This window comes from Candidatus Poribacteria bacterium (assembly GCA_021295755.1).
Taxonomy (GTDB): Bacteria; Poribacteria; WGA-4E; order WGA-4E; family PCPOR2b; genus PCPOR2b.
In genome coordinates this window covers 21,444-48,040 of sequence record JAGWBT010000019.1, presented here as the reverse complement: position 1 = coordinate 48,040, position 26,597 = coordinate 21,444, and the positions used below count along the sequence as shown (strand labels likewise).

Genomic DNA, 26,597 nt, shown 5'->3' with positions numbered 1-26,597 from the left:
AAGCCGAATCCTATCAAAACATCGACGGGCTATTTATCCGCGAGTTCACCAACGGCTGGGCAGTCTATAACCGAAGCGGTAAAGAACAAACCATAACTCTTCCCCAGTCATCAACAAGCGCGTCCAGCAACAAACAGGACATCACCCACCTGCTCCCCGACCTCCACGGCGAAATTTATATCCGTGTAGGCAAGCCGTTTGACCTGAACAGAGATGGGACTATCAACGCCCTCGATCTAATCCTCGTCTCTCAATCGTTTGGCACTACTGCCGGTGATGTTAATGGTGATGGCACAAGCAACAGAATGGATCTTAATTATGTAGCAAAACAGTTTAGTCACTAATTATGTTTTACTTCCTGCAATCCACGCATGAGGTCCATATTCCTTGTATAATTGAGATTCTCTATCTATATCGCGGTATACTTTCAATGCAGGATGTAGTGTTTCGTCTGTTCCTTCAAATTGACAACTATCATCAGCCCGGCAGAGAAAATCTACATACGGCTCCAGCGAGGCACCCAAACTTCCATAGTAAATGATAATCACAACTAAGAGATCTGCACCTTCTCTCCGGTCTCCGCGCTCAAATAGATCGCGTCCAACAATTTCATAAACGTCAGCGCATCGGTGGGGGAAACATCGGGCGGGTTTGTCCCACGAATTGCGCCAGCGAAATCGCGGATCTCTCCGTTGAAATCGCCATCGCTGTGTGCCACATATTCGTCGATGAAATCGTCGCCTTCAGTATAGATCCCACCAAGCAGTCGGCGTGTCCCCGAACGCTTCACACCCGAAGGTTGGGAGGTAGATTCCTGCTCGATTGTGCCAGCCGTGCCTAAAATTCGTATACGGAGATCCCATGCACGGTCTGTCCATGTCGGAATGACGGAGGAGGTGTCCATCTGGATCGTGATACCGTTGGCACACCCAACCAGAAAACTGAGGTAATCCTCAGAATGATGCTCTACCGCTAGCGTCGTTGGAAATGCGCTATGACTGACAGCAAACGCCCATTCGGGTTGTGGACAGCCCATCAGAAACCACGCCTGATCGAGATAGTGTGAGCCGTGTTGACCCAACGCACCACCCTTTAACCCCCACCGATACAGCCAATCTCTGCCCGGTCCCGGTTCATAGTTGACCCCGCGTTCCCGGTAATGATAGTGCACCCGTGCGTGGTATACCTGCCCGATTTCTCCTGCGACGATGATTTGACGGGTCTTTTTATTTTCTGCTTCGTGCCGCATGAAGTAGGAGTATACAAGGGTTTGCCCGGTGGATGCCGCCACTTTGTTGATCTCCTCCACATCGGCGGCGTTGCGACCGTGTGGCTTCTGCACCAGCACATGCTTGCCCGCATTCAACGCATCAATTACCATCGGCTTCCGCACATCAGGGGATGTGGCAACCCCAACCGCTTCCACTTCGTCGTCCGCGAGCAATTCCTGATAGTCGCCATACACTTTGGAGACATCGTTATCGGCAGCAACCTGCTGAGCGAGTTCCTGATTCAGATCTGCCACCGCCCAAGCGGTAGTATCTTCGCCCGCACTTGCACCCGCTACCCACGCCCGACCAACTCTGCACCCGATTACTCCAATTTTGATTTTCTCTGCCATGATGACATGCTCCTTTCACATTTTACGCATCATCGGCTAGCAACTGAGGAAGATGCGTTTTCATCAGGTTATCTTGCGGTTGATAACCGAGGATCTCAACGGCACCACTGATATCAAGATAGCTCTGCTGGTAGGCGGTCGAATTGGCAGACCTGCCATACGTGATAAGAAATTTCACAGGTCCTTCATAATCAACTGCCCGTCCGAAAAGTTGGGCACAGTCGCGCGGTGTCAGAAGTGTGCTACAGGTGCGTAAATGCTCCGCTTCATACCCACCTGTGAATGTGCCAATACGGATGCTGATAAAGCGCATATCGAACTCATTAACGAGGTAGCGTCCGGCAACCTCTGCCATCCCTTTCATCGCGCCATACCAACCATCAGGATTGATCTGTTCCGCTGTCGAGAATCGCGGCGGTGAACTTATCTGTTCATTCCAACCGGTGACATGGTTTGTGGACGCAAACACGATCTTTTGGACACCCTCTTCGCGGGCAGCTTCAAATAGCAGCATTGATGCCCCAATATCGGTCACTTCGCCCGGCACCTTGCCAAATTGGTTTGAGGACACAAGCGCGAGGTGCACAACGACATCTTGATCTTTGCAAAGTTCTCGCATTCGCTGATAGCCCCGAACATCTCCCAATTCAACGCGGGATTTCGTGCTATCAGCCTCCTTGAGATCTACCAATGTCAAGGTGTATTTATCTTCCTTTTCCCAAGCACCCCACAATGTACTGCCAACTTTACCTGCTCCACCGGTAATGAGCACCCGTTTTTTTTCTGCCATATCTATCTTGTTCCTTTCTGAGTATGAGATAACCGTGGTCATCCCCTATATATGTAGTAGGCTTGTAACCCGTTGGGAAGATTAAAGATAACCTCTCCACCATCATGGGTGAATGAAAGTGGGTGGGTGAAGATGTTCTGTGTTCCAATATGCGCCATACCGAGATTTATGCCGTTCTATCACCCGATTGTTATTGGACACCCCTGAATTGTTTGTCCCTGCCCTCCACACGCGCACCCCCGGTGCATCGTTGATGTTACGGAGGACATCGACTTCCAATCGGGTTTCCAATTCCCTATCTGTCAATGGGAGAGAGAGTAAATCATGATACAGTGGGGGTAGAGATGCTTGTGCGACAAACCAATCGACATGAACCGATGTTATATCACACTTCATCTCCCCCTGTAACCGCCCCAGTTGTGCCTTCAGTGCGGTCTGTGTTGGGGCATCAAACCCAATATGGTAGGGATATTCTGCTTCTATTTTCGTCCACCCATCATTGACGTCCCACTCATAGTGTCTGAGGTCGATATAGAAGATAGTCCATTGTGGGTCGATGGGTTGTGGGTTGATAACTACACTCCCCCATGAGAGGCTGTTAATCAGTTTGTTGAGTGCTTTACGATATTCTTGGAGTATTTGTGCTGACTCCCCCGCATTATAGAGATGTGTCATTGTGAAGTACCGGGCATAGGCACGGTCAAATGGTGCAAGGGACATCAGGTGAGTCTCAATGGTATTGAGGACTTCACTAGGAGAGATGAAGTCGCCATCGGTTGTGGAGGTTGCGATCCAATCGGGTGCCCCAGCCAATATCCAGTTCCGAATCGTATCAATTGACTGAGCATCCGTTTGGCTGTTTCAGTGGTTATGAGTCGCTTATACAGTTCAGAGGCATCAGGGTTTCCCGGAACAACGCTTCCCTTTTTCGATGAGTGCATTGTGTTCCATTAAGAGTGTTTCTTTATAAGCACCATCAGGACCATGACAAATGAGACAGCTTTGTTGGAAGATCGCGTGGGTGTCTAGGGCTATCTGTTGTTGGGCAGATACTGTTTGATAACCCAAGATGCACATCAATAAACCGATGCAGACGCTGAGACACTGTTTCTGACAGAAACCAATCAAAGCGGAAATGAAATGACGAAACATAAAGGGACACCCTCCTTATGGAACTGATGGTGCGAATTTGCAAGGGTTGATCCGTTCTTGCTATAAACGGTAATTTGACATATTGGATGCAAAAGCATAGCACGCTTTAATACGGTTGGCAAGTTGAATCTTGAACGGAGCAAATACATCAATCACACTTTATAAACTCATAGGGGCATTTAATTCTCCTGTAGGAGGGATCTCCGAATCCCGACATCTCCCGGTTGCAACTTTTCAAGCAAAATGGTTAAAAAACCGAAAGCTAAATGACCGTAATAAACTCATTTCATAATTGACAAAAAAAAAGGAAACGGTTATAATCATTCTACCAGCTGTTTCTAACGTCAGTTGCTAGTTATATGCGATGCAGTAAAAGTCAAACTCCGATACTTGTAGGTCGGGCATCTTGCCCGACTCATAGCCCCACCGGGGCGACATGTTTTGGATCAATGACCCCGGCTTGTTGCACGCCACGCTGTGTATTTTGTCAAGATATGAATATAGACCTACAATCTACTTTTGTACCACGATCTGTTAGATTGTGATCCCAACCTGCAAACTAACAGTTCGCGCTACTTATGGCAGACTGCCTGATGATGACACCGGGGCGACATGTATGTGGTATCATCACGCAACTAGCAACTTAGGTTATTCTTAATAAACTGAAGTGCGTGAGTCCTACAGCTAGTATAAGCCAAGTTGCTAGAGCGTATTGACATTTATCAGGAAATTTGCTCATAAATTGATGCTGATCTGGTAGGTCAGCAAACCTTAGTCAATGCTAATATGGCATCAGCAAACCTTAGTCGATGCTAAATGGCAGGTCAACAAACCTTTTACAGACAACCGCTATAGCATAGCACACTTATGTAATACCGCTCAAGTATAGTGGCCATCGGGATTCGCGGCACACCCGCGAATTATGAATACCCGTCTAGGGCATTGAAATATTTTTTTTCACCTGTCAGTGCCCTGCCAAACCGCGGAATCGTGGTGGTGTGCAATGTACATAGTCAGACTACTTGGCTTCGTTCGTGTTATGGGTCGTTTCATAGGATCTATCCTGTAAATCCAGAGAATTCTGATTCAGACAGGCAGCGGCAACTTGCATTATTTCTAGGAGATGTGAATGCTTTACAAGGGGCTACAATTAGATCCGTTTCAGGAGGAGGCGATTCATGCCATAGATCGGAATCACTCCGTACTTGTCACTGCCCCGACGGGAGCAGGCAAAACCGTGCTTGCCGAATATGCCATCGAAAAATGTATGGAGATGGATCGTCGCGTGATTTATACGGCACCGATTAAAGCACTGAGCAACCAGAAGTATCGAGATTTCTATGGGGTTTATGGCGATCGTGTTGGAATTGTCACGGGCGATGTAGTGCTAAACCAATCGGCTCAAGTGCTGTTGATGACAACGGAAATTTTCCGCAATACAATCTTTGATGATATTACCCGCTTAGAAGATGTAGAATACGTTATTTTCGATGAAATCCACTATATAAACGATATTGAACGTGGGACAGTTTGGGAAGAGAGCATCATTTTTGCCCCTCAGAATATCAAATTTGTCTGTTTGAGTGCGACAATCCCGAACATCGCCCAATTCGCTGAATGGATGCGCACGGTCCGAGAGGTTGAGATTAACGTTATTGAGGAACTGGAACGCCCCGTTCCTTTGGAGCACCACCTTTATTTGGAAGGATACGGCATCGGTAATCTTGAGGCACTGCAACAGATCCAAGAGTCTATAATCTATGACCGTGACGATTTCCACGACATCGACGAAGACTCCGATAATCTCGATGAGGGTGAAACGCTTGAAGATAGGTTACGCGATTATCTCATTCAGGAAGATCTAATTGCCTACATTCAACACCAGCACAAGTTCCCTTGTCTCTATTTCTGTTTTAGTCGCAAGGTTTGCGAGCAAAATGCAGCGCATTATGCCACACAGAATTTCCTGACCTCCGAACAACGAAAAGAAATTCTTCGTCTGTTCGATCTGTTATGTACGCAATATAATATCCGAAACGAACGTAATATCCAAGCCTTCCGTCGCCTTGTTTCTAAAGGAATTGCATACCATCATGCGGGTATGCTGCCGACCTTGAAAGAGGTAGTCGAACGACTGTTCACCTCTGGGCTGATTCAACTACTTTTCACAACGGAAACCTTTGCGGTTGGCATTAATATGCCGGCGTGCACGGTTGTTTTTGAGAGTTTAGAAAAATATGATGGCGTTAATTTCCGCTACCTGAAAGCGCGTGAGTATCATCAGATGTCGGGACGGGCTGGACGACGTGGTATTGATCCAGTTGGCTATGTTTATGCACGCATTTTTCCAAAATTTGCGCATTTTGAGAGTGTCAAACGGATCCTCTCAGGCAAAATTGAACCGATTGAAAGCCAGTTCAACCTCTCATATTCAAGTATCCTGAATCTTTATGAAAAATATGGAGGCGATATTTACGATGTATGCACCCAAAGCCTGAGTAACTTCCAAAACCTTGGGCGGGTGGACAAGACAGAAGCACAGATTCAACATACATCCGCAACCCTAAAAAAACTCTCTGAACCAACCTGTATTCATGACGGTGTTGATGGATTTGATCAGGTTGGCAGCTATAACCATCTTCAAGACCAGATCATCGAACAGCGCAGACATCTGAAAACGGAACGCCGTGCACTCAAGCGAAAAGGGGGGAAGCGAAAACATCGGAAAGCTCTACGTCAAAATTTCATCCGGGCTGAACGTCGGCTGCAGCACATTGCATCCACAAAAAATGAAAATCTCTGTCATAACTGCAAACAATTCAAAAGCTGCGACCAAAGCTACCGCAAAATCATACAAGCTGAGAATCGGATTGAGAAACTTCAAAATAGGAAAGCCTTGCTTGAAAGTTATCAGCGAAAACAGATTGCGTCGCGCTTGAAAATTCTCAAAGAACTTGGATATACCGATACCTCCGGATTACTCGGTCGAGGCCAGATGGCTTCGCAAATTTACGGCTACGAAGTACAGGTAACGCAACTCTTTTTCAAAGGTTATTTTGAAAAATTGAGTGAAGACGAGCTCAATGTCCTAGCAATGGCAATTGTTTGTGAGGACAAAAAGGACTGGGGATACTATAGAAAGCTCGAAGATAAAAAGATTAAAAGGCTACTGCGCACAGTAGACAAGGAAATCGAAGCAATCCGGATATTGGAGGAAAAGTACCAGGTTGATCCGGTGACACCCAAGCTAGTAACGAAGTTGAGCGCAGCGATGCTTGCGTGGAGTCAAGGTTGTGAGTTTGAGACGCTGCCCCAATACGTAAACTTAGCTGACGGCGACTTTGTGCGAGCGTTTCGACTCGTAATAGATTTGCTCCGGCAGGTACGCCGAGCAGCGGTCGGACATGATGCACTACTGGATAAGGTAGATCGGTGCCTCGACAAAATCAACCGTGACGTGATAGACGCTGAACGTCAGTTGCGCGCTGGTCAGGAGGCGTTATGAGCCTCGTCAGTGGACTTTTCGCTTGCCCTCAAATTTATATTATGTTACAATAGTTAACATCTGTTTGTTATTATGTGAATACAACAACCTTGCACATCTTTAACCAATGGAGAAAAAACATGGCAAACCAAGAATTTGAACTCACTACAACATTACGAATTCGACCCGCCGCTGCAAACGATGCGAAAGCTTTGGAGCAGTACTGCTTTACCGGCAAAACCACAAAGATCTCTCACGGACGCAGCAGGGAGAGGTCTATCGAATTGTCGCTGAAGCGAGCGGACATGCGATCGGAAATATCCGGCTTGAGCGGCACCCCCTCGCCCCTGAAATTGGCGAAGTGGGCCAGTTGGCGGTTTCTGCGCCCTTTCGACAGTTCGCAGTCGCAGATAGGTTAATCGAAGCCACCGAGCAGGTTGCAGAAGAAAATGGCATCACAACGCTTCAGATTGAACTGTCTCCGTCGGAGGAGGCAATCATAAACGCTTACAAAGGATGGGGATTTGATGAACGTCCCGTTATCACATTGCAAAAAACAGTCGGCTCTTCTGATACGGCGAGCGCCTCTGACCAAGAAGCGGCCACCGACGCAACCCTTGAACCAGAAGAAGAGACCGAAGAAGATCTTCAACTAGAAGAAAACACCGAAGATTCCTCTGAAAATTCGGAGGATTCCCATATTGAAGAACAGCAACAAAAACTATTATAAATCTTGTTTAGCGCGCTACATATCGTGCCTTACCGATTGGAGTAAATATGAAGAGATATTTTAAGTTACCTATCGTTGCAATTGGCATCGCCGCTTTTCTCATCAGTTGCGGAAGCCAAAATCCGTACCTTTCCAAGGGCAAAGAACTGATCAAATCTGACAAACGACGGAAAGAGGAACGTGCCGCCCAACAGTTCAAGCTGGCAATTCAACATGAGCAAGATAATGCGGAAGCACACTATCTTCTCGGCTACTACGATTCTGAACTGTTTTACGCAGATGCAACCCCAGACAAGATGAGCGCCTCGATCGAAGAACGAGGTAAGCACATGTTTCAAGCTTACCAAAACGACAAGCGAAAATACCTCGAAATCCTTGTCTTTGAGACATTAAGAAACCGTGAGCCTGACGTTCAGAACGCAGCGTTAGATGCACTCAAGCGCATCTACCAACAAGCTGATCGAAAAAAGTTACTCAATGCCTTGAAAAAAGCAATTAAGTCCAAGGATAACCGCGACAGACACGATGCACAGTGGGTGTTGGCTTCCCTTGGCAGAGACCACCCGGAGGAGATTGTGCCGATTCTTATAGACTTGCTAGACCATAAACGCAGGGAAACCCGTTTGAACGTTATCAAGGCGCTTGGTGCAATCGGGGATAAAAGCGCAATTCCGTTATTAGTAGAGGTCGTCAACTCTGGTGCAGCCAAATGGCAAAGAGACAGGGAAGATCCTGAAATACGTGGGCTTGCTGTCGAAGCATTGGGCAAAATCGGAGGGACCGCGGTAGAACAATTGGTCGAGATCGTCGAGAACAAGGGGTCCTCAATGCGTGTTGATGCGATTCAGGCGTTAGAGCAACTCGGTGATGAAAGGGCGGTTAAGCCATTGCTAGAGGTCTTAAGCGAACAAGGCAACCGAGAGGTCGTTGTCAACTTCTGACCCGAAAATTAAAATCCTCCACGAAAACCTTTGGAAGAAACAACTCCTCCGACTGCCGACTTGACTGTAAATTTGTGCGGCCCGATAAGTGTTTCAAAGGTTAACTCTAACCGATTTTTAACGTGTTGAGAATCTGTACTCGAAAATCTGTATGAAAGGGATCTCATGATTTGGAAAATACAACTTAGTTTTCTTTTAATATTCACAATCCTATGTGTTGCTGGATGCAGTGACAACCGTTATTACGACGATCGATTGCAAATGGAACTCCAGCAGTTGGACAACGATCTCGACAATCGTTGGTCAACCACCGGCGTGGTTGTAATTGACGTAAATGCAAACGGTCCCGCAAGCCAAGCCAACCTTGAGAAAGGCGAACTAATCTCCTATGTGATTGGTGAACGAACAATTCAAAGTACAGGGGATTATAAACAAGCTGTCAAAAGTGCAATGAAAGAGGATAACAACTTTATCATCAAGCTGACGGATGGTCGAGAAATTCGGTTGGCTGTCCGAAGAAAGGGCGATAAAGTTGGCTTGGAAGTTGATGGATCACGCGTTAGCAAAGTGACTTCGGGAAGTCCCGCTGACACAGGCAACATCAAAGTGGGTGACATGATCCAAAGCGTAATTGATGAACGAAACCTCCAAACCATTAAAGACTATAAGAAAGCACTTGACGAATTTGCAAAGCACGATTCTAAGGTTACATTCCGCACAATTGAATTAGTTGGTATAAAGATTGGCACCGTCAATGCACTCGGTAACTTGGGCGATGTGCGTGCTGTTCAGCCATTGACTGTGCTTCTAGAGAGCGAAGGCAGTACCTTGCGTCAACCGGCTGCCCAAGCCTTAGAACGTCTCGTTGCCTTAAGTCAATTGAATACGCTATTTCAGCAATTTCAGCAAGCCAATGTTGATGAATTACCTGCCGATCAGCTAAACCCGCGGCAGCGTGAATCCGCCGAAATCTTGGGACTGCTTACGAGCGATCTTGAGAACAACCGCGTTACCCTCAACGACCCATTCGGCACACAATTTCGGCAGCGCTCCGCAGCCTTATACCAGAAGATAATTGATGGACAGATGGTAGAATTAGGACAGAAATATATCAAACGGGAGGTTGAACCGAATCAGGAGATTCGGCGGGCATGTATCTCCATTTTGGGACATCTCAAACCGACCGCTGCCATTGAGGATCTGATTGCCGTGATGGAAGATAGCATGGAGATTCCCGGCATCCGTTTCAAGGCGGGGCTTGCGCTGAGTCAGATCGGCGAGGACTCCGTTGATGCGCTCATTGCTGCCTTTGATCGTGGCGATGCAAGCGTTAAAGATATTGCCGCCTCGGCGCTCGGCAACATCGGTGGAAACAAGGCACGGAACACGTTAATCAACGCTCTCAAAACGACAGACAACCCAACGATTAAATTGACTGTCGCCGATGCCGTTGCCAAAGTCGGTCGTTCCCCTTCAATTGAGGCACTTCGTCTTCAGAGGGAAGCGCTTCCAGAAGGAAGTGGTTTAAGGACATTTCTCGACGAGCTACAGGTATTGCTGTTTAATGTTGAGTTAAAGTATCAAACTCATCTGAACAGTGAAAATATCTCAGCGGAGTTACGACAAGAGTTTAAAGATAACAAAATCCCGCTTTCTCAAAATGCCATCCTTTCGATTCAAAAGAAAGATAGCGAGTGGTGGATAGATGATAAGGATAATCAACGAATGTACATTGTCCGCAAAGAAGCCCGTAAAGAAGAGGGTAGGCTCAACATCTATGAACCGCTTGATGCACAATCAATGTCGTATTCGGTCACAAACTGATAAACCCAAGTTTGCATAGCACCACCAAATATGAGAAAACCGAGGTCTGACCCGAGTGATGGATTCGGGTGCATTTTGAGGTTCAGGGGATGCGGACAACGGGTTTGCCCTTCAAGAAGATAAATACCAGTCCCGCGAAGCGAGGTTCCCGATCCGATCGGGAACTGCAAGCTAACTCCCAATCAGATGAAAATTGGCGTTACCTCCGATCTGCATACCGATGTCACCCCGTTGAATAAACAGATTCTTCCGCATATCGTCGAAGCGGCTGAGAAAGCAGGCTTGGATATCTTCATCCTCGCTGGGGATCTATCGCCCAACCTGCTCGAACTCGCCAACATCCTGAACGCATTCACCGAATCTAACTTGGATTGCCCCAAATTATTCGTTCCCGGAAACCACGACATTTGGGTGAGCGAACATCCCGACATTACGAGCGAGCAGAAACACGATGCCATCACAGTAGTTTGTCGTGAGTGCGATTTCTATCCACTGGACGCTGCACCCTTCGTAAAAAACAGCGTTGGATTCTGCGGTACAATCGGATGGTATGACTACTCATTTCGATGCAAGGAGTACAATTTTTCAGAGGAGACATACGCATCGAAACAGTTATTGGGATCCGTTTGGAACGACTCAAATTACGCAAAATGGGATGGAACAGACCCGGAAATCGCCTACCGATTTGAGAATAAGTTGCGGGCCCAGATTCATTCAATCAAAGATTCCGTCTCGCAAATTATTGTGACAACCCACCACGTCCCCTTCCAAGAGTGCGTTCACTATCGCGGAACATTGCCGGGGGATTTCTTCGGTGCATACATGGGGAGTCAAGGACTCGGCAAGACCTGCCTCGAAGAACAACTCGTCACACACGCTCTCTTTGGACATACGCACACTCCAGTTAGGCAACAAGTTGGCAATGTCAATGCAATCTGTTCTCCGATTGGTTATCTACATCAGCCCCCCGCGTGTGATTTATCTGTCTATGCACAGGAAAGGCTTACCTGCTTCGAGCTTTGACTTTCAATAGCAAATATGGTGAATTCTAAAAATAAATAGACACTTTCGCTCCCCGGTCGGTGCGGTTTCCAGCCGCACCGAATGCAGTCCAACCCGGTAGGTACGGTTTTCAACCGCACCGGTTTGGAGTGTCTCATTAATTCTAAAATCCACTATAAATAGTTTGTGAGCTAAGTTACGGAATCGTGGAATAAGAATGCGTACCATTCAAACAACGTGAAGAATCAAATCTTAACAATCTACTAACGATGATGTTAGCACACGATTCATCACGACTATCCGCAACAAGGAGGCAACATCCGCATGAACCGTCTGAACCGGCAAAACAGTGATTCCACAATGCTGAATCTATGGGATTCTTACGTTTTCCGCTTGACGCTTTACGCATTATGTTGTTTCCATCTGTTTGACACCTGGACTTTAGACGTTCACGCAAATACAAACGCTAGCACCGATCAGAACGGAATAACCGTCGAGGTTAATCTTCCAAAACTTGAAGTCTCGACAGTTAAACGGAATGGGATTCGGTATCAGACTGTCAGTTTTGAAGGAAGTGGATTTACCAATGAAGCAGGAAATCCACAACTCCCTGTGTCGCGCGTAACGCTTGGTGTGCCACCAAACGTCAAGTTTCGCGTTGAAGTCCTTCATACCACGACAGAAACACGGTCCGGTTATCGCATCTCGCCTGTGCCACACCGTGTTCCTAAGCTTCGTAGTGAGAGCACCTCTTCCTTTTCCCATCCCGAAAACTTCGAAACACTCGAAGAAGAATGGCGCGAAGATGGTCCCGCCTACAGTTCCAACAGGATTTATGACGGTTATATCCGCTCCCAACGGGTGCTTTATCTAGAACTCCGTCCAGTCCAGTATCAACCAAAATCGAGAATGTTGCGGATTCATTCTCGTATGACCGTCCGCGTCCACTTTATACGCCAAAGTTCAAATAACAGATTCCACAGCGCTAGTGCTTCACGTTCTCAATTTACGCCCGCAGAGCCGGCATCATTTGAACGGATGTACCAAAACGTTCTGTTAAACTACAATGAGGCTAAACATTGGCGTGTCCCGACGACAAGCGCGGCTGCTGCGCCGGGCGCTTTGGATCTCGATCGCAGCATCGGAGCAGGGCCCGCAGTACAGGAACAAACGAATGGAAACCGGTATAAGATTCTCGTCGATAAAACCGGTATCTATCGCCTGACGAGCGATGACTTGCGTCGGAAATGGGGGGTTAATTTGAGCGGGGTTGATCCGCGGCGTTTACACCTTAGAACAAACGGTAAGGAGATTCCGATATACATTCATGGTGAAGCGGATGGGCGTTTTGACCGTGGCGATTTCATAGATTTTCTCGGTATAGATGCAAAGAGTCGATATACAAGGTGGAATGTCTATTGGCTCAGTGCTGAACGCACGCGAGGGGCGCGTATTTCCGAAATCCATGGTAGTCCTGATGACCCAACAGCAAAGCTGGTTCCTAGTTTCCGCTCGAAACTGTACTTTGAAGAGGATCATTTCCACAATAACCTGCGACATGTTGAACCTAAAGATGTATCGCCAGATGACAAACACGGCTGGTTTGAAGCGCTTGACTTCTGGTACTGGACCGGTGTCAAAAACTTAGCTGATGCAAATGAAGTGGATCTCGAATTTCCGCTTTACGACCTCACGCAGAGCTTTGATCCACCGAGTATCCGCATCACTTTGCAAGGTGGTACACCAACCGATCATGAGGCTCTGGTTTCAATTAACAATATTCGGATTGATGAGGTGAAGTGGTCAGACCAAGAAGTTGTCATAGTTGATAAAAAACTACGGGTCTGGAACAATTTGCGGGATGCAACCCAAGGCGAAAAGAATGCGATTACCCTCGCTCGAATTGATACCACAGAAGAAGAAAATACCCTAGCCTTTTCTCATCACATTTATATTAATTCTTTCGGGGTCGAGTATACGCGCCTGCTAAAAGCAGTCAACGATTCTCTTGAATTCGCCACACCTGCTACCACCGACCCATACAATGCCCGGATACGGCGTCGGTTGGAGTATAATGTCCAAACCTTCTTATCCCCAGATGTAGCAATCTTTGAACATGACGGTGAGGTGCTGGTATCAAAGTTCCAAAATCTCAAAATTGACCGTATAGATCTGGATCGAGTTGAACGCAACCGCCTCCGCGAAATCAACCGCATCAATGCCGATGCCAACGGCACAAGTCAACCTTCACTACACGACATCCCGCGGGTTGCCTACAACGCAACGTTCCAAGTACGCGATGCACACGATGGGAAGTATATCGCGGTCTCCTCGGCGAGTGTACGTCAGCCGGTTCAGGTTGAGGCGGAGACACCGAGCGATCTACTCTCTACTAGCAATGGCGCAGATTACCTGATCATCAGTCATCCAATATTCCTTGAGCCATCGAACAGGTTGGCACGATGGAGATCAACACCAAAGGGCGGTGGATACCGAACGAAGGTCGTTGATGTTACACAGATTTACGACATCTTCAGCAACGGCATGGTCAATCCGCAAGCTATCAAGGACTTCCTGACCTATGCCTATAAAAATTGGCAATCGCCCGCGCTCTCTTATGTCACAATTATGGGAGATGGCACGTACGATCACCGTGGGGTTGATAGGGAAGTTTATCCAGAACCTCCAGAATTGACGGGATATATCCCAACCCATTACATCTGGACCATCTCCTTCGGGAAGACCTCAGTTGATCACTGGTATACAACAGTAAACGGCATTGATGAACTGCCCGATTTCTACATTGGAAGATTGAGTGTGGAAACACTCGAGCAAGCCGAAAACGTTGTCGAGAAACTCATCAACTATGAGGATAAACGACCCAACGGGAACTGGCGCCGCCGGATCCTTTCCGTAGCAGATGACGAAATCAATAACTCTAGCGATGAGATCTTCAAGAAAAGTTTAGCCTCGATTTCAAAAAACCAAGCGCTGCTCGGTTACGAAACCGTCCCGATTTACCTCGAAGACGTAAAGAACATGGTTGAAGCGAATAAAGCAGCCTACCCTGAACTGCCACAGCGAGTGGCAAAGGACATGATTATTGACGCAATGGGCGACGGTGCGGTTATCGCGCAATATGCAGGGCATGGCGGTCGAATTGTTTGGGCACATGAGGCAATCTTTGACAATCGGGCAATTGATCAGGTTAGTGATACGGATCACCTCCCATTCATGCTAGTGTTGAGCTGTTACAACGGCTATTTTGATGCGCCCGGCGAACCGAGCATGGCGGAAAAGATGCTCCGAAAGGATAAAAGCGGAATTGTCGCCATGTTGAGCGCCACGCGCCTGACCTACGGCAGCGGTAACGATGCACTCAATAACATCATTTTTGATATGATTTTCCAGCGAAATATACGGCAACTCGGACCAATCAGCTTCGACTCAAAGATCGAACAGTTAATACAGGATGGCCGTGGACAACTCAACGTCATGTTGGAATACACCCTCTTTGGAGATCCGGCGATGAAACTCGCTATGGCGGATTATGAGATTGAGGCAGATATTGAAACGCGAACCGTTACAGCCGGACAATTTCTCAAAATCTCTCCGGGGCAGATTGTCGAAGCTACCTACGACCCTGCAATTAAGCAAAAACGGTTTACGCCAATTTCAAATTTCAATGGACGGCTCTATGCAAAAGCAGTTTTTCCCGGCACCTATTCAAACATTGAAGGCGAAGAAGAGCTCTTGAAGGTATACTTAGGCAATGTTCCTGTCACCCAAGAGACAACCGTCGTAAACGGAAAATTCTCCGGACTTTCCATCCCTGTGCCCAAAGGAATTAGTGCAGGCGAGGGCCATGTTGAATTTTATGCCGAAAGTGCGACCAGTATCGCTGCCACTGGACGCTCATTTACCGTGCTTGTACCGAAGATCCTTGATATACAGCCGGAACTCGTCGCTGGCAGCCCGGGTAGTGAGCCTTCTCATTTTCGTATATCCACACAGGTTTCCGATGAATTGAATGAACAAGGTATCAAGTTAGTTATCCTAGAGTGGCGAGACCCGGAAAAACGGGAATCGTTTGAAGAAGTGATGATCCGGGATACATCGCGCGGCAACGGCTGGTATACAACTCCCAAGCCATTACCATTACCAACCAACCGAGCCAGCATCCGATATGAGATTACGGTGGTTGATATCGACAGTCGACACGTCTATTCCGGACGGAGGACATATCGTCCGTTTGTATTTCCCGACGTGCGAGTTACATCCGGCCTGGGATTCTCAGGTCCGTTAATCTACTATGACCACTCCCGCGAAGATAGTGCATGGACGATTAACGCAGATATTGAGCAGATTGAAGATATAGAACTCAAAGAGAATCTAGAAGTCGCTTTTTTTGCAGGCAACCCTGATCGTGATGGGGATGGCGTTGTTGATACTAGTGCAAAGCTGCTTGGGAAGACCCAGATTCCCCCTAGCGCATGGCAGCGCAGAGATCCGGTAGAACCTCACAAAAATTCACTCAAGACCGGGGGTGAAACCGATAGCCTAGGCCGTCCTCGTGCTTTCAGGGATAGACCTCTTAACACCAACTGGATCGCAACAGCAACCCTTAAACATGAATTGTCGATCGGCAATCACGAGGTTTTCGTCTATGTCGATCCTGCCTTCAACCCCAGCGAAATGCCTTATGGAAAACTGCGCGAAGGCGATGAGAAAGACAATATTACATCGCGTCTCATTCCAGTTCAGAGTGTCCTCATCGGTCAAAGAGATCAGCATATTTTTAGCCAAGATGCAGCGATCGATTTCCGCATACCCGCTCACGCTGTTCCGCAACCCGCTGTTTTGACGATCACACCGCTAAATAGCCACCAGCAGCCGAAACCGGTGAATTCATCGAGTCTCGTCCCTGTCACGCTGCCAAGCGGGGAGGACACTGTTGCCTACAATGCGGCGCTGGACACAGCGTCATTGAATCAAAATCTGCTGCAACAGCCAATAACAGTGGAGCTGCGATTCGATCGTTTGGCATTGCAAGAAACAATTAAGGACGAGCTAGGATTAGAAGAAATTTCAGATCCGGCTCCTGATCAGATCGTGACGATTGATGAAGGTACGGAGTCTATCGCAAAAGAGATTGGCATGTATCTGTGGGTGGAGACACTGAAGAACTGGGTTCGGCTTGATTCCGAATTGGTTACATCATCCGACGGACTGATGGAAATTCAATCTACGCTCGCAAACATCAGCGCATCGAACCACGGTGATGGTGAAATCCGCACAGTTAGAATTGAGCCAACGGCCGCACGGGTGGGCAAGTGGGTGTTGCTGTTTACATCATCCGAAACTTACCGCCTGCTAATCAGCGAAGAAGGCAGATCGCTCGAACTCATCAATCCAAATCGGTTCGTGGACCCATCGTTCGAAGTTCCGGGTATATTTAGCGATGGCGTTGCCATCGGAATAGATTTAGGCGAGAATGATTTCCAGTTTGGAGATGTTATCACTTTCCAAATCTTTGGCAGTGTGTCCAGCGGTTCCGATACAACGTACTTTGCCTCTTCTTTCCGCGAAGAAAATATTGGGAGAGGCAGCCTCCAATATGTCCGTCTCGACGAAAATTCATCAATGCCACCGGATCAATGGATCATTCTGCTCACGGATTCGGAACATTTCCAGATTGAAGGGGAAAAACATGGTCACCTATCACGGAACGGTCAGACTGTACGCGGTAAGGTCGGCAGCGAGTTCGTTTACCCTGAATTCGGTCTGCGCATCAAGATATTAGCTGGTCAGCGAGAATTTGAGGCGGGAGATAGCTTCCGGTTTAATACAATAGAGACGGGACGAATCCGCGCTGAACTCCCGATGTCCGGTACGTTGACACTGATGCAAAGCAATGACACTATCCCTCCTGACCTCCAGTTGACAATTGGCAAACAGAATTTTATTGATGGAGATCCAGTATCTACAGAACCGTTCATCCAAGCAACACTTACAGACGAGAACGGTATTGATTACATTACTCGCCCGGTCTATCTTGAAATCAGCCGGGATAATCAGCAATTCACGTCAATCTCAGAGACGGAATATCGGCTGAATAACGTTTCAGGGTCTAATCAGGTTAGTCTGAACTACCAGTCACCTAAGTTAGAACCGGGAACCTATCGGGTCCGCCTAAGTGCCAGTGATCTTGATGGGAACAAATCGGAGGAAGAGATTGAATTCCGTATCCACAAAATCCTTCAACTCCTCAATGCAATGAACTACCCTAACCCATTCGGCGATAAAACTGTAATTACCTGTGAGCTGACTGGAGCCGCTGATGAAATGACGGTTAAAATTTACAGTCTGTCGGGGCGATTGGTCAATGAGTTTACCGAACCGGCACGGGCAGGGTTCACGATGATACCTTGGGACGGACGCGATCGAGATGGCGATAATGTCGCCAACGGCGTGTACTACTGCAAGATTCGCGTTAAGATGCCGGGGGAGAAGGATTTGACCGAATACATCAAAATGATGAAATTAAAGTGAAGCAGGATTTCATGATAACGAGAAAACGAGAAAACAAGCAGACGAGAAAACAAGTGAAATTTAACGCAATGTCGCCACGGCGCAAAGGTGCAAAGAAGAACTTTTATTATTTTCCTCCGCATCTGCGCGTCCTGGCGTCCTTGCGTTCCGTTTCTTCTTGTTTTCCTGTTTCATTGTTTTCCCCTGCGTTCTCTGCGTCTCTGCGGTTAATTTTCTTGCGTTTTACCGCTTTCCCGTTTTCCTGCTTTCTGGCTTTCTGCATTCTCATTGCTCTCTGTTGTCACACCGTTGCCCATGCTGCAGAAAAGTATGCGGGAGATTTCTTAACGCTCGGTGTCGGAGCGCGACCATTGGGGATGGGAGGAAGTTTTGCAGCCATCGCTGATGATTCCACCGCAGCTTATTGGAATCCGGCTGGACTTGGGCGTTTGCGCCATTCCGAAGCAGCTTTTATGCACTCCAGTCTTGGCGAATTAGATAGTTACGATTTCGTCAATTATGTTCATCCAATCGGTGAGGTTGCATCGCTTGGGTTGAGTTGGCTGCGCGTGGGCGTTGATGATATCCCGATTACATCACTCCTACGTCCTGGAAATCCTGTCAGTCCAGCTAACCGCCCCAAACAAGTCGGAACTTTTAACATCACCGACAATGCCTTCTTCCTATCCTATGGCAGGCAGGTCAGGTTTAATATAGGATCAAAGCGGTTGAACATGTTCCTCGGTGGCAGCACTAAATTAATCTACATCACTGCGCTGCGCAACACAAACGCGCTTGGTGTCGGTGGGGATCTCGGTTTGCTCTGGACAACCCCTATTGAACGATCCCGCCAATTGTCGATCGGCATCGTCGCGCAGGATTTTTTTAGAACAAAGCTATACTGGAATACACCACCCGAAAAACCGGGTGAAGCGTCCAATACAGACACGATTGAGCCGAACCTGAAGATCGGGTTCTCTTACAAACAATCGATCAAACCGTTGAAAAGCCACTTGTTGCTGACGGTTGATACCGATAGCTTGTACTCGTTTGAAATGCACTACGGTGCGGAGTACGTTTTCGCAGAACTCCTGTCGTTAAGGATTGGTGTTCAGGAGCGGAAAGGCATCAATACAATCCGTTTAATGACGGCTGGTGCAGGGTTACGGCTTTCATTCTTAACTGGCGCCGCTTTCTCCGTGGATTACGCTTTCTTGAACAACAGTGAGTTGGGAAATAGCAATCGGATCTCTTTGATGACGCGGTTCTGATTGGTTCATTAATGAACTGATGAACTTGGGGTCCGAGCGCGTATTTCTGTTGAGTTTATTGGCAAACGTGATATAATTTCACTTGCCGGTTCAGCGAGGTATCAGCATTGAGAGGAGAATACCCGGAGCTATAGCGCAATAGATCTTGGCTCAATTTCTCACTCTCTCCCCTTCTCACTTTCATTGTTTCGCGCTTCCGCGCTTCGATCAACCAACGAACCTCTGAACTAATGAACCAACAAAGTTCCCTCAGCTTGCTCTTACTTTTCGTCCTTAGTCTCAGTATGGCTATATCTCATCCAAGCTACTCCGATGAGAATGATGATAGTGATCTTTTCACTTTTGTGAGGCTAAGATACACAGGGGGCAACAGTTGGTTTGGCAACGGCTGGGATGTCGATTTGCCTGCCTCCGATAGAAATTTTATCCGAAAGCTCACCCAAGCGACAGACATGCCCGTTGCCCGTCATGAAAAGATTATCTCGGTTGGCTCCCCAGCGCTTTTTAACTACCCCTTCGCTTATATCTTGGAAGTTGGCACGCTCAACCTGAGCAATGCGGAAGCGGCAAACCTTCGGGAGTATCTACTTCGTGGCGGTTTTATTATGGTGGACGACTTCCACGGCGGGACAGAATGGCGCCATTTTTACCGTCAACTCAAGAAAATTTTCCCAGAACGTGAACCCGAAGACATCCCCATCACCCACTCTATATTCCACTGTTTTTTCGATATCGATACCCTCGTTCAGATTCCCGGAATAAGATCTCTATACAACGGACGCACTTATGAGCGGCGAGACGGCTATCCTGCTCATTGTCGGGGTGTTTATGATGAACACGGTCGCTTAATGATGATGATTAATTTCAATACCGATCTAGGGGATGCGTGGGAACATGCAGCGGAGGGCTTTTATCCACGTAAGTACTCGGATTGGGCGTACCGTCTGGGAATCAACGCTGTGGTCTATGCCTTAACACATTAGCGTAAAACGTGACTAGAACTTTCCAAAAACACGCACAAAGGTTTCCATGAAGTTATCGTCGTTCACATCCGCGTTGGCGCGTTGATCGATGTATTGGGCGCCGATGTGGAGAAACAGCTCTTTTTCGTACGCGACAAAACTTTTTTCCATCTCCACGAGAAGAGCTTGGCGGATAAAATCGTTTCCATCATCAAGCATATCGTTGAAGAACAGAACCTGCCCGCCTCCAGTGATTTTGATTGTCTTGGTGAACTGATAAACCACTTTGAGAATAAACGCAGCCGCTGCATCACGCACATCCGCCGCTTCAATCACGCGCAGTCGGATATTGCGTAAAGCCTCCTCACCATCGATCTCCCCAACCAATGAGAGATGTTCCAGACGATCTTCTGCCATCTGAAATCCGTTGCGGATCGTGTACTTGAACATCGGCGTGATTTCGAGCGATTTGGATGGTCGTATGCGGTAATTTGTTTTCAGGATGCCGACCTCGTAATGTTTGTTATCCCGGTCAAAATCAATATTATATCGTAGTTTGAAACGTCCCGTTGTCACCATCTGCTTAATCCCCGAATATTCCCAAGTGACTTTAGCGGTATTAAAAAGATCATTCTGCATCAACAATGGATCTTTGCGTCGCTTTTCAACCTCAACGCCACCGTCTATGGGAAAAAACGTTAAATCCCCTCTCGCTTCCATTCTTTGCACATCAGGTTGAGACCGGTACAGTTGCCCTTCCTCCCGGCTCAAGAAACCAGCAAAGTACCAAGTCTCATCGGGGATACGGTCTTTTACCCATTTTAATTCGTTCTCGACAATCAGGGCAGCATCCTGAGAGAGATCTTTGTTGTAAACTACATTGGTAAATGCTTTTGTCGCCGTCGAAGAGTAACGAAATGCTGTATCTCTGAGGTCTTTTTCAAACTGCAAGCCGATATCAAGGTCCGTGGAACTTCCGCTACGATTTGTCTTCCGTTTCATCAGCAGCCGCAGACCTCGCAAGCCAACGTCAAATTCATAGTTAGGGTCTTTATCGTTCTCTTCCTCGTCCCGGAGACCGTTGTTGTTCTGATCTCTTTCGTCAAGAAAGTCCTCATCGACATCAAAAAGCAGAATATCGTCCTCATAATCGAAGGTGCCGTTGTTGTTTTTATCAAGGTCTCCGGGGATAATCAGGGAAGGCGGATCTAGCCACATGTTATCAGTGTACCGATCCTGATCATCGTTATCCCCAACAGAGCGGGAGGCATCGAAACGGGGACCGACGCGAAAGGCTTCCCCCTGAAAGATTGTGTCCCCAACAGTGCGGAATGCCTTGAACACCGTCGTCGTCGCCTCAAAACGCGAACTGAGATCTTTTCTCAACGCGCTTTTTGGCGTCGTCGCAAACTCTGCTTTCAGACCGTAGTTTGCAAAGTTGGTCTCCATGTCTAAAGCCCATACCGGCGTATCGCGGAAGTACCAAGAAGCCCCCAACTTGGATTTCCCGAATTTTGTCACTTCGCGTATGCCGATGCCAGATCCCTTGACATCTTCTTGACCAATAACCGGATTGAGCAGACCGGGAACCATCAAGATCATCCAATCGGTGCGTTCGGAGCGCACATCCCAGCGTACCCCTGAAAGGTCAATCTGATCGAAGGTAAACTTCGTGAAGGTGGTAGGAACCTCTCCCAAACTCAAAATGTTTTTGACATTGCCGGCGGTCTCCTCAATAATCATGACGCTGTGGAAACCACGCCGAAACACGCGGTCAAAATCGAACTCGTTCTGCCGGACTGAATCCTCCTCCGTATCTGCGAGAAAGTCTCGTTTATTGGTAAAATCATATTCCACACGACCCGATAGAAACAGCTTACCAAATAGACTATAGACATCCTCCGCTTCCGCCGGAACGGTCAGAAAGCTGAAGAGGAAAAGAAACACAAAGCCGAAGATCGAAAACTTCGCCTTCAACTGCCATTTATTCATATGTTGAGATTCCTTTTACGTTTCGCATGTTGTGTTCCACCCCTCATATTCCATCATGGTCAAATCGCTCAGTATAAACCGTCCATGTGCCCGTTAGAGAATCATATCGGGTCAATCCGCCATGTGTGCCAAACCAGAGGTAGTCGCCATCAATCGCAATCGATAGGATGCCATTATGGGGAAGTCCATCGGCTTTAGTAAACGTCGTACACTGCCCGGTGGTTTTGTCCAACACGGTAACCCCCTTGTCGAATGTGCCGAACCAGACCTGATCCCCACGGATTGCCATCGATGTGATCAGATTCGATCCCAAGCCATCTGCTTCCGTAAGTATCTTCCACGTTTTATTTGCCGTGTCGTAAACTGTTACGCCGCGCCCGCTTCCGAACCATACCCGCTCATTGTCGATGGTAATACAACTAACTTCATCGCTGGCTAGTCCCTCCTTTTGGGTAAAGGTGGTCCACGTCCCCTGTCTGAGCGCATAGAGCGAGACACCGGTTTTTGTTCCGGCCCAAACGTGATTCTCATCGACCGCTAGACACCGAACATCATCATTTTTCAGACTCTTGGCGTATTTTCCTTCCACCGTTGGCAAAATTTCAATAGCGGCGTTGTATGTTTCCCACGCATTCCGATCATCGGAAAGAATACTATGCTTGCTAATACCGTTTTTTGTGCCAATCCACACATCGCTTCGATTCTCGACTATCGCCCGAATATCAACACTGGGCAGTTGATTGTCTTTGGTGTACGATTCAAACCGATCCGCGATTTTATCATACCGACCAACACCACCCTCAGTAGCAATCCAAATATACTGCTTTCCAACAGATAGGTCAATGACATTGTTATCAACAAGTTCATTTTTCTCCTCTTTTTCCCCAACCTCCTCTTCTTCCTCCTCATCCCCATTGCCTTCTTCATCTGTCTCTGATTCCTCCTCCGATTGCTGAAAGTGTTTCCATCTGTCGTACCGCTTGTCGTATCGACTCAAGCCACGGTGTGTACCGACCCAGACGTATCGAGAATCGGTGGCAACAGCCACCGCTCGCCGATCTGCTAAAGTTGTTGGTTTGGTGAAGGAGGTCCACGTCCCTTTCTCCTTATCGTATCGACTCAAGCCCCTTGATGTACCTACCCATACATATTTTGAATCGACTTTGAGTTGATATCTCCAGACGCTATCATGAACGAGCCCGTCTTCGACCGTAAAAACTGTCCATGCACCGGACGCTTGCGAGTATTTTAGCACGCCTTTACTACCTGTGCCGACCCAGAAATCATCGATATCCTCGGAAATAGCTTCAACTGATGATTCGGGAAGTCCATCGCTACGGGTGAAGGAGGTCCACAACTTGCCAGCTTTATCGTATCTGTTGATGCCATCCCAACCGAAGCACCAGACGTAATCCTCACTGACCTGTCCATACCTGGTCCAATTAACCCGCAGCCCCTTGCGTCTATCATAAATTGTCCAAGTATCGTCGGTGGGATGATAGTAACTCACACCGCTTGTTCCCCGGTCACTGACCCATGAATAAGAACTTCCGCCGCTGGTCCATACCCCTTTTCCGTCTGCGGCAATCCACTGACCGGAGCGTGACGCCATACCTTGCGCTTCTGTGTATGACCGCCAAGTTTTCGTCGCCCGCTCATACCGCTTGACCCCAACGCCATTTGTGGAAAACCAGACATAATCTTTCGTACAGGCAATATCTTCAATGTACGTCCCGGGGCCCGCTTCCGTTACTTTTACTGATTCCCATTTCTCTGTCTGCGTATCATAGTGCGCCGCCACGCCACCTAGGAAGGCAACCCAAACGCCATCTGGTTCGTCAACCTCAACCAGCGTGGCGTGGTGTCCCGGTAGTCCAGATGACCTTGTGAAGTGCGTCCATGTATCCGATACTTTGTTGTATCGCAGTACACCGCCATCCCCTGTGGCACACCAGACATCTGCTGTCCCCACCGCCAGCCGGCGAATTGCGGTGATAAATGGAACGTCGGAGGAGAGTGGTAGTGCGTCCTTCGTGTACTCCACCCACGTATCGGTGCGCCGATCAAATTTCAGAATTGCACCATTTGGCGAAGCCCCCCAGTTGAGCACCCACAGGTGGTCCCCGTCTAACTCAATCCAACGTGCCTCATCTTCTCTCAGAACCTCTGTATCGTGATATGGCGTATGCTTCTCCCACCGATCTTCCTCTATCTCATAGACAGCGAGTCCGGCAACCGTACCGAAAAAAATCTGCTTATCTACAACGGCAATGCTCTGAACATTATCGTGTAGCAAGCCATCTGGCTGCATCGTAAAGACCCGATGAACCCTAGCTCCATCGGAACGCGCAACCCCACCCGGTGTGCCCACCCAGATGGTTTCTCCATCTATCGCGACAGTCCTAACATTCAGGTTCGGCAAACCATCGGTAAGGTTGGTTACCCCCCTTATCCCCCCGCTAGCGGGGGGATAAAAGGGGGGTCGAATAATCCACAATCCATTCCGTGTGCCGACGAGCAAGCGTCCATCTGGGCTTAATGCAAGTGTGTTGACATAATCTGTTACGCCCGGAAAGGGTTCAAATTTATCTGTCGTAGTATCTCTTCGATACAATCCTTCAGTCGTTCCCGCCCAAACCTCCTCACCAATTGCCAGCACCGCTGTCACCCACTTACTAGTGAGGTAGGAATGTGAGGCGCGAAAGGTTATGCGTGATGAGTTGAAATCCGAGGACTTCCCTATTGACGAATCTTGTTGATTTGTTGATTCGCTGATCGTTTGAATTCCTGATGGTGGCGAAGAGGTTAGGGCTTCTTCTATTAAGACACTTAATCCACCTTTCGTCCCGACCCATACCTGATTGGTGACGCTAATGCAGGTAACGAAATTGCTTGCCAGTCCATTTCGCTCGGTATAGAAACGCCATCGCTCGCCTTCTAGTCTTCCTAGCCCCAAGGACGTCCCAACCCATAGCGTTCCGTCATCGCCATCACCCACTAAAGAGGTAATATAGTTTGTCGTTAAACCATCTGCTTTGGTGTAGGTTTTCCACGTTTTTTCCCGAAACGCGTAGCGGCTCAAACCTTTATTTGTACCAACCCAAAGTGCATCTCCAGTTGAAACCAGTGTCTTAACCTGATTCGACGCCAGCATATCCCGTTTGGAATACCATGTCCACCCATCTGTCACTTTATCGTATCGACTCAAACCGTGCTCGTAAGTGCCAATCCAAATAGTCCTACCATCAACAGCCAACGCGGTAATGTGATCGCTAACCAATCCTTGTGCTGTGGTGTACTTGAACCAAGTGTCCACCGTTGTGATGTACCGCCGGATTCCACGGTCCGCCGAGCCAAACCAGACATTGTCCCCATCAACGGCAATCGCTCTGATGAAATCGCTCTCTATACGATCCGTCCGGGTATGGCTTTCAGTGAAGGTTTGATTGATTGTACTGTACTTGCTTACACCTGATTTCTCCGTACCCACCCAAACGGCATCAGGGCTCAAAGCGATATACCGGATATGGTTTTCTACCAGCCCCTCCTCCTTCGTGTAAGTGTTCCATGAGTCCTTGGGCTTATCGTAGCGTCGGAGCCCGTCTTCTGTACCGAACCAAACATACTCGGATTCCACAGCAACTGCGGTGATTGCATTAAATTGATCTTTATCCTGCTCTTGTTGTAATGCCCACGCCCTCGTTGTCTTATCATAACGCGAAATGCCTGCCTCGGTCCCAACCCAGATATAATTTCCGTCCACAGCAACGGAAGTAACCTTGTTGCTTGCCAAGCCATCGCGACGCTGGAACTTTCCCCAATGTTCAGTTTCCAAGTTATAAAAACTGATGCCGAGAGTCGTACCTATCCAGACCGATTTCCCATCGGCGGCAATTGCGGTAACATCATCAGAGAGTAGGCCGTCCTCCCGGTCTAACTTCGTCCAACGGTTATCCGCTTTATGATAGACACTGACACCTCGATCTGTTCCTACCCAAACGTGATTAGCTGAAGTTGAAACACAACGGACATTATCGCTCACCAATGCTTGTTCCGCTGCTGTTTGGGTAATCGCTGCTTCTTCTAGCGCCGCCGATTTTTTCTCCGACGGATCAATTTGGGTGAGACCACACCCAAGGTGAAAAAGCAGGAGGATAACAGGAAAACGAGATAACAGGAAAACGACAAAACGAGTGTGCGAGGGAGCGAGTTTTTGAGGGAGCGGGTGTTTTTCTCGACCCTTCGCTTCCACACTTCCACACGTATTCAAAAAAGGAGTGAATTGTCTCGTTTTCAC

Annotated in this window: 13 protein-coding genes and 1 pseudogene; 9 read left to right on the top strand and 5 right to left on the bottom strand. The window is 47.9% G+C overall.

The features are described from left to right. Nucleotides 1–344, top strand: a 344-nt coding sequence (locus J4G02_04105) for a hypothetical protein (GenBank protein ID MCE2393772.1), incomplete at its 5' end; no start/stop codon positions are given. 206 nt (nt 345–550) lie between these two features. On the opposite strand, the gene J4G02_04100 is transcribed toward J4G02_04105, so the two are convergent. From J4G02_04100 to J4G02_04090, 3 genes and pseudogenes are all read right to left on the bottom strand, one after another. Continuing rightward, entirely contained in the window at nt 551–1,621 is a 1,071-nt protein-coding gene (locus J4G02_04100; GenBank protein ID MCE2393771.1) for a Gfo/Idh/MocA family oxidoreductase, read from the bottom strand. A 22-nt stretch (nt 1,622–1,643) separates the two neighbouring features. After that, nucleotides 1,644–2,411 carry an NAD(P)-dependent oxidoreductase gene (locus tag J4G02_04095; protein MCE2393770.1) on the bottom strand — a complete coding sequence of 256 codons (768 nt, stop codon included), beginning with the start codon at nt 2,409–2,411 and terminating at the stop codon, nt 1,644–1,646. A gap of 50 nt (nt 2,412–2,461) precedes the next feature. Next, nucleotides 2,462–3,563: pseudogene (locus J4G02_04090) on the bottom strand (hypothetical protein). Nucleotides 3,564–4,692: 1,129 nt separating this feature from the next. On the opposite strand from J4G02_04090, the gene J4G02_04085 reads away from it, so the two are divergent. The 8 genes from J4G02_04085 to J4G02_04050 all read left to right on the top strand — a co-directional run bounded on the left by J4G02_04085 (nt 4,693) and on the right by J4G02_04050 (nt 20,329). Beyond that, nucleotides 4,693–7,068, top strand: coding sequence for a DEAD/DEAH box helicase (locus J4G02_04085; protein MCE2393769.1), 2,376 nt, complete (start codon nt 4,693–4,695; stop codon nt 7,066–7,068). 151 nt (nt 7,069–7,219) lie between these two features. Beyond that, on the top strand, nt 7,220–7,777 hold the full coding sequence (locus J4G02_04080) for a GNAT family N-acetyltransferase (GenBank protein MCE2393768.1): 558 nt from the start codon (nt 7,220–7,222) through the stop codon (nt 7,775–7,777). Between the two features lie 47 nt (nt 7,778–7,824). Further along, complete coding sequence (locus tag J4G02_04075) at nt 7,825–8,718, top strand: HEAT repeat domain-containing protein (protein ID MCE2393767.1); 894 nt, start codon at nt 7,825–7,827, stop codon at nt 8,716–8,718. 255 nt (nt 8,719–8,973) lie between these two features. Next, entirely contained in the window at nt 8,974–10,542 is a 1,569-nt protein-coding gene (locus J4G02_04070) for a HEAT repeat domain-containing protein (protein ID MCE2393766.1), read from the top strand. A 186-nt stretch (nt 10,543–10,728) separates the two neighbouring features. Beyond that, nucleotides 10,729–11,565, top strand: coding sequence for a metallophosphoesterase family protein (locus tag J4G02_04065; GenBank protein ID MCE2393765.1), 837 nt, complete (start codon nt 10,729–10,731; stop codon nt 11,563–11,565). Between the two features lie 303 nt (nt 11,566–11,868). After that, nucleotides 11,869–18,096 carry a T9SS type A sorting domain-containing protein gene (locus J4G02_04060; protein MCE2393764.1) on the top strand — a complete coding sequence of 2,076 codons (6,228 nt, stop codon included), beginning with the start codon at nt 11,869–11,871 and terminating at the stop codon, nt 18,094–18,096. Nucleotides 18,097–18,311: 215 nt separating this feature from the next. Beyond that, nucleotides 18,312–19,346 (top strand): PorV/PorQ family protein, encoded by a 1,035-nt coding sequence (locus tag J4G02_04055; protein ID MCE2393763.1) that lies wholly within the window; start codon nt 18,312–18,314, stop codon nt 19,344–19,346. Between the two features lie 230 nt (nt 19,347–19,576). Then, nucleotides 19,577–20,329: a DUF4159 domain-containing protein gene (locus J4G02_04050; GenBank protein MCE2393762.1), complete on the top strand. Its 753-nt coding sequence runs from the start codon at nt 19,577–19,579 to the stop codon at nt 20,327–20,329. A gap of 12 nt (nt 20,330–20,341) precedes the next feature. Here J4G02_04050 and J4G02_04045 read toward each other — a convergent pair whose 3' ends face one another. Both J4G02_04045 and J4G02_04040 read right to left on the bottom strand, forming a co-directional pair. Beyond that, complete coding sequence (locus J4G02_04045) at nt 20,342–22,300, bottom strand: hypothetical protein (GenBank protein MCE2393761.1); 1,959 nt, start codon at nt 22,298–22,300, stop codon at nt 20,342–20,344. 43 nt (nt 22,301–22,343) lie between these two features. Continuing rightward, the gene (locus tag J4G02_04040; GenBank protein MCE2393760.1) at nt 22,344–26,597 is read right to left on the bottom strand and encodes a hypothetical protein; all 4,254 of its coding nucleotides are present in this window, start codon (nt 26,595–26,597) and stop codon (nt 22,344–22,346) included.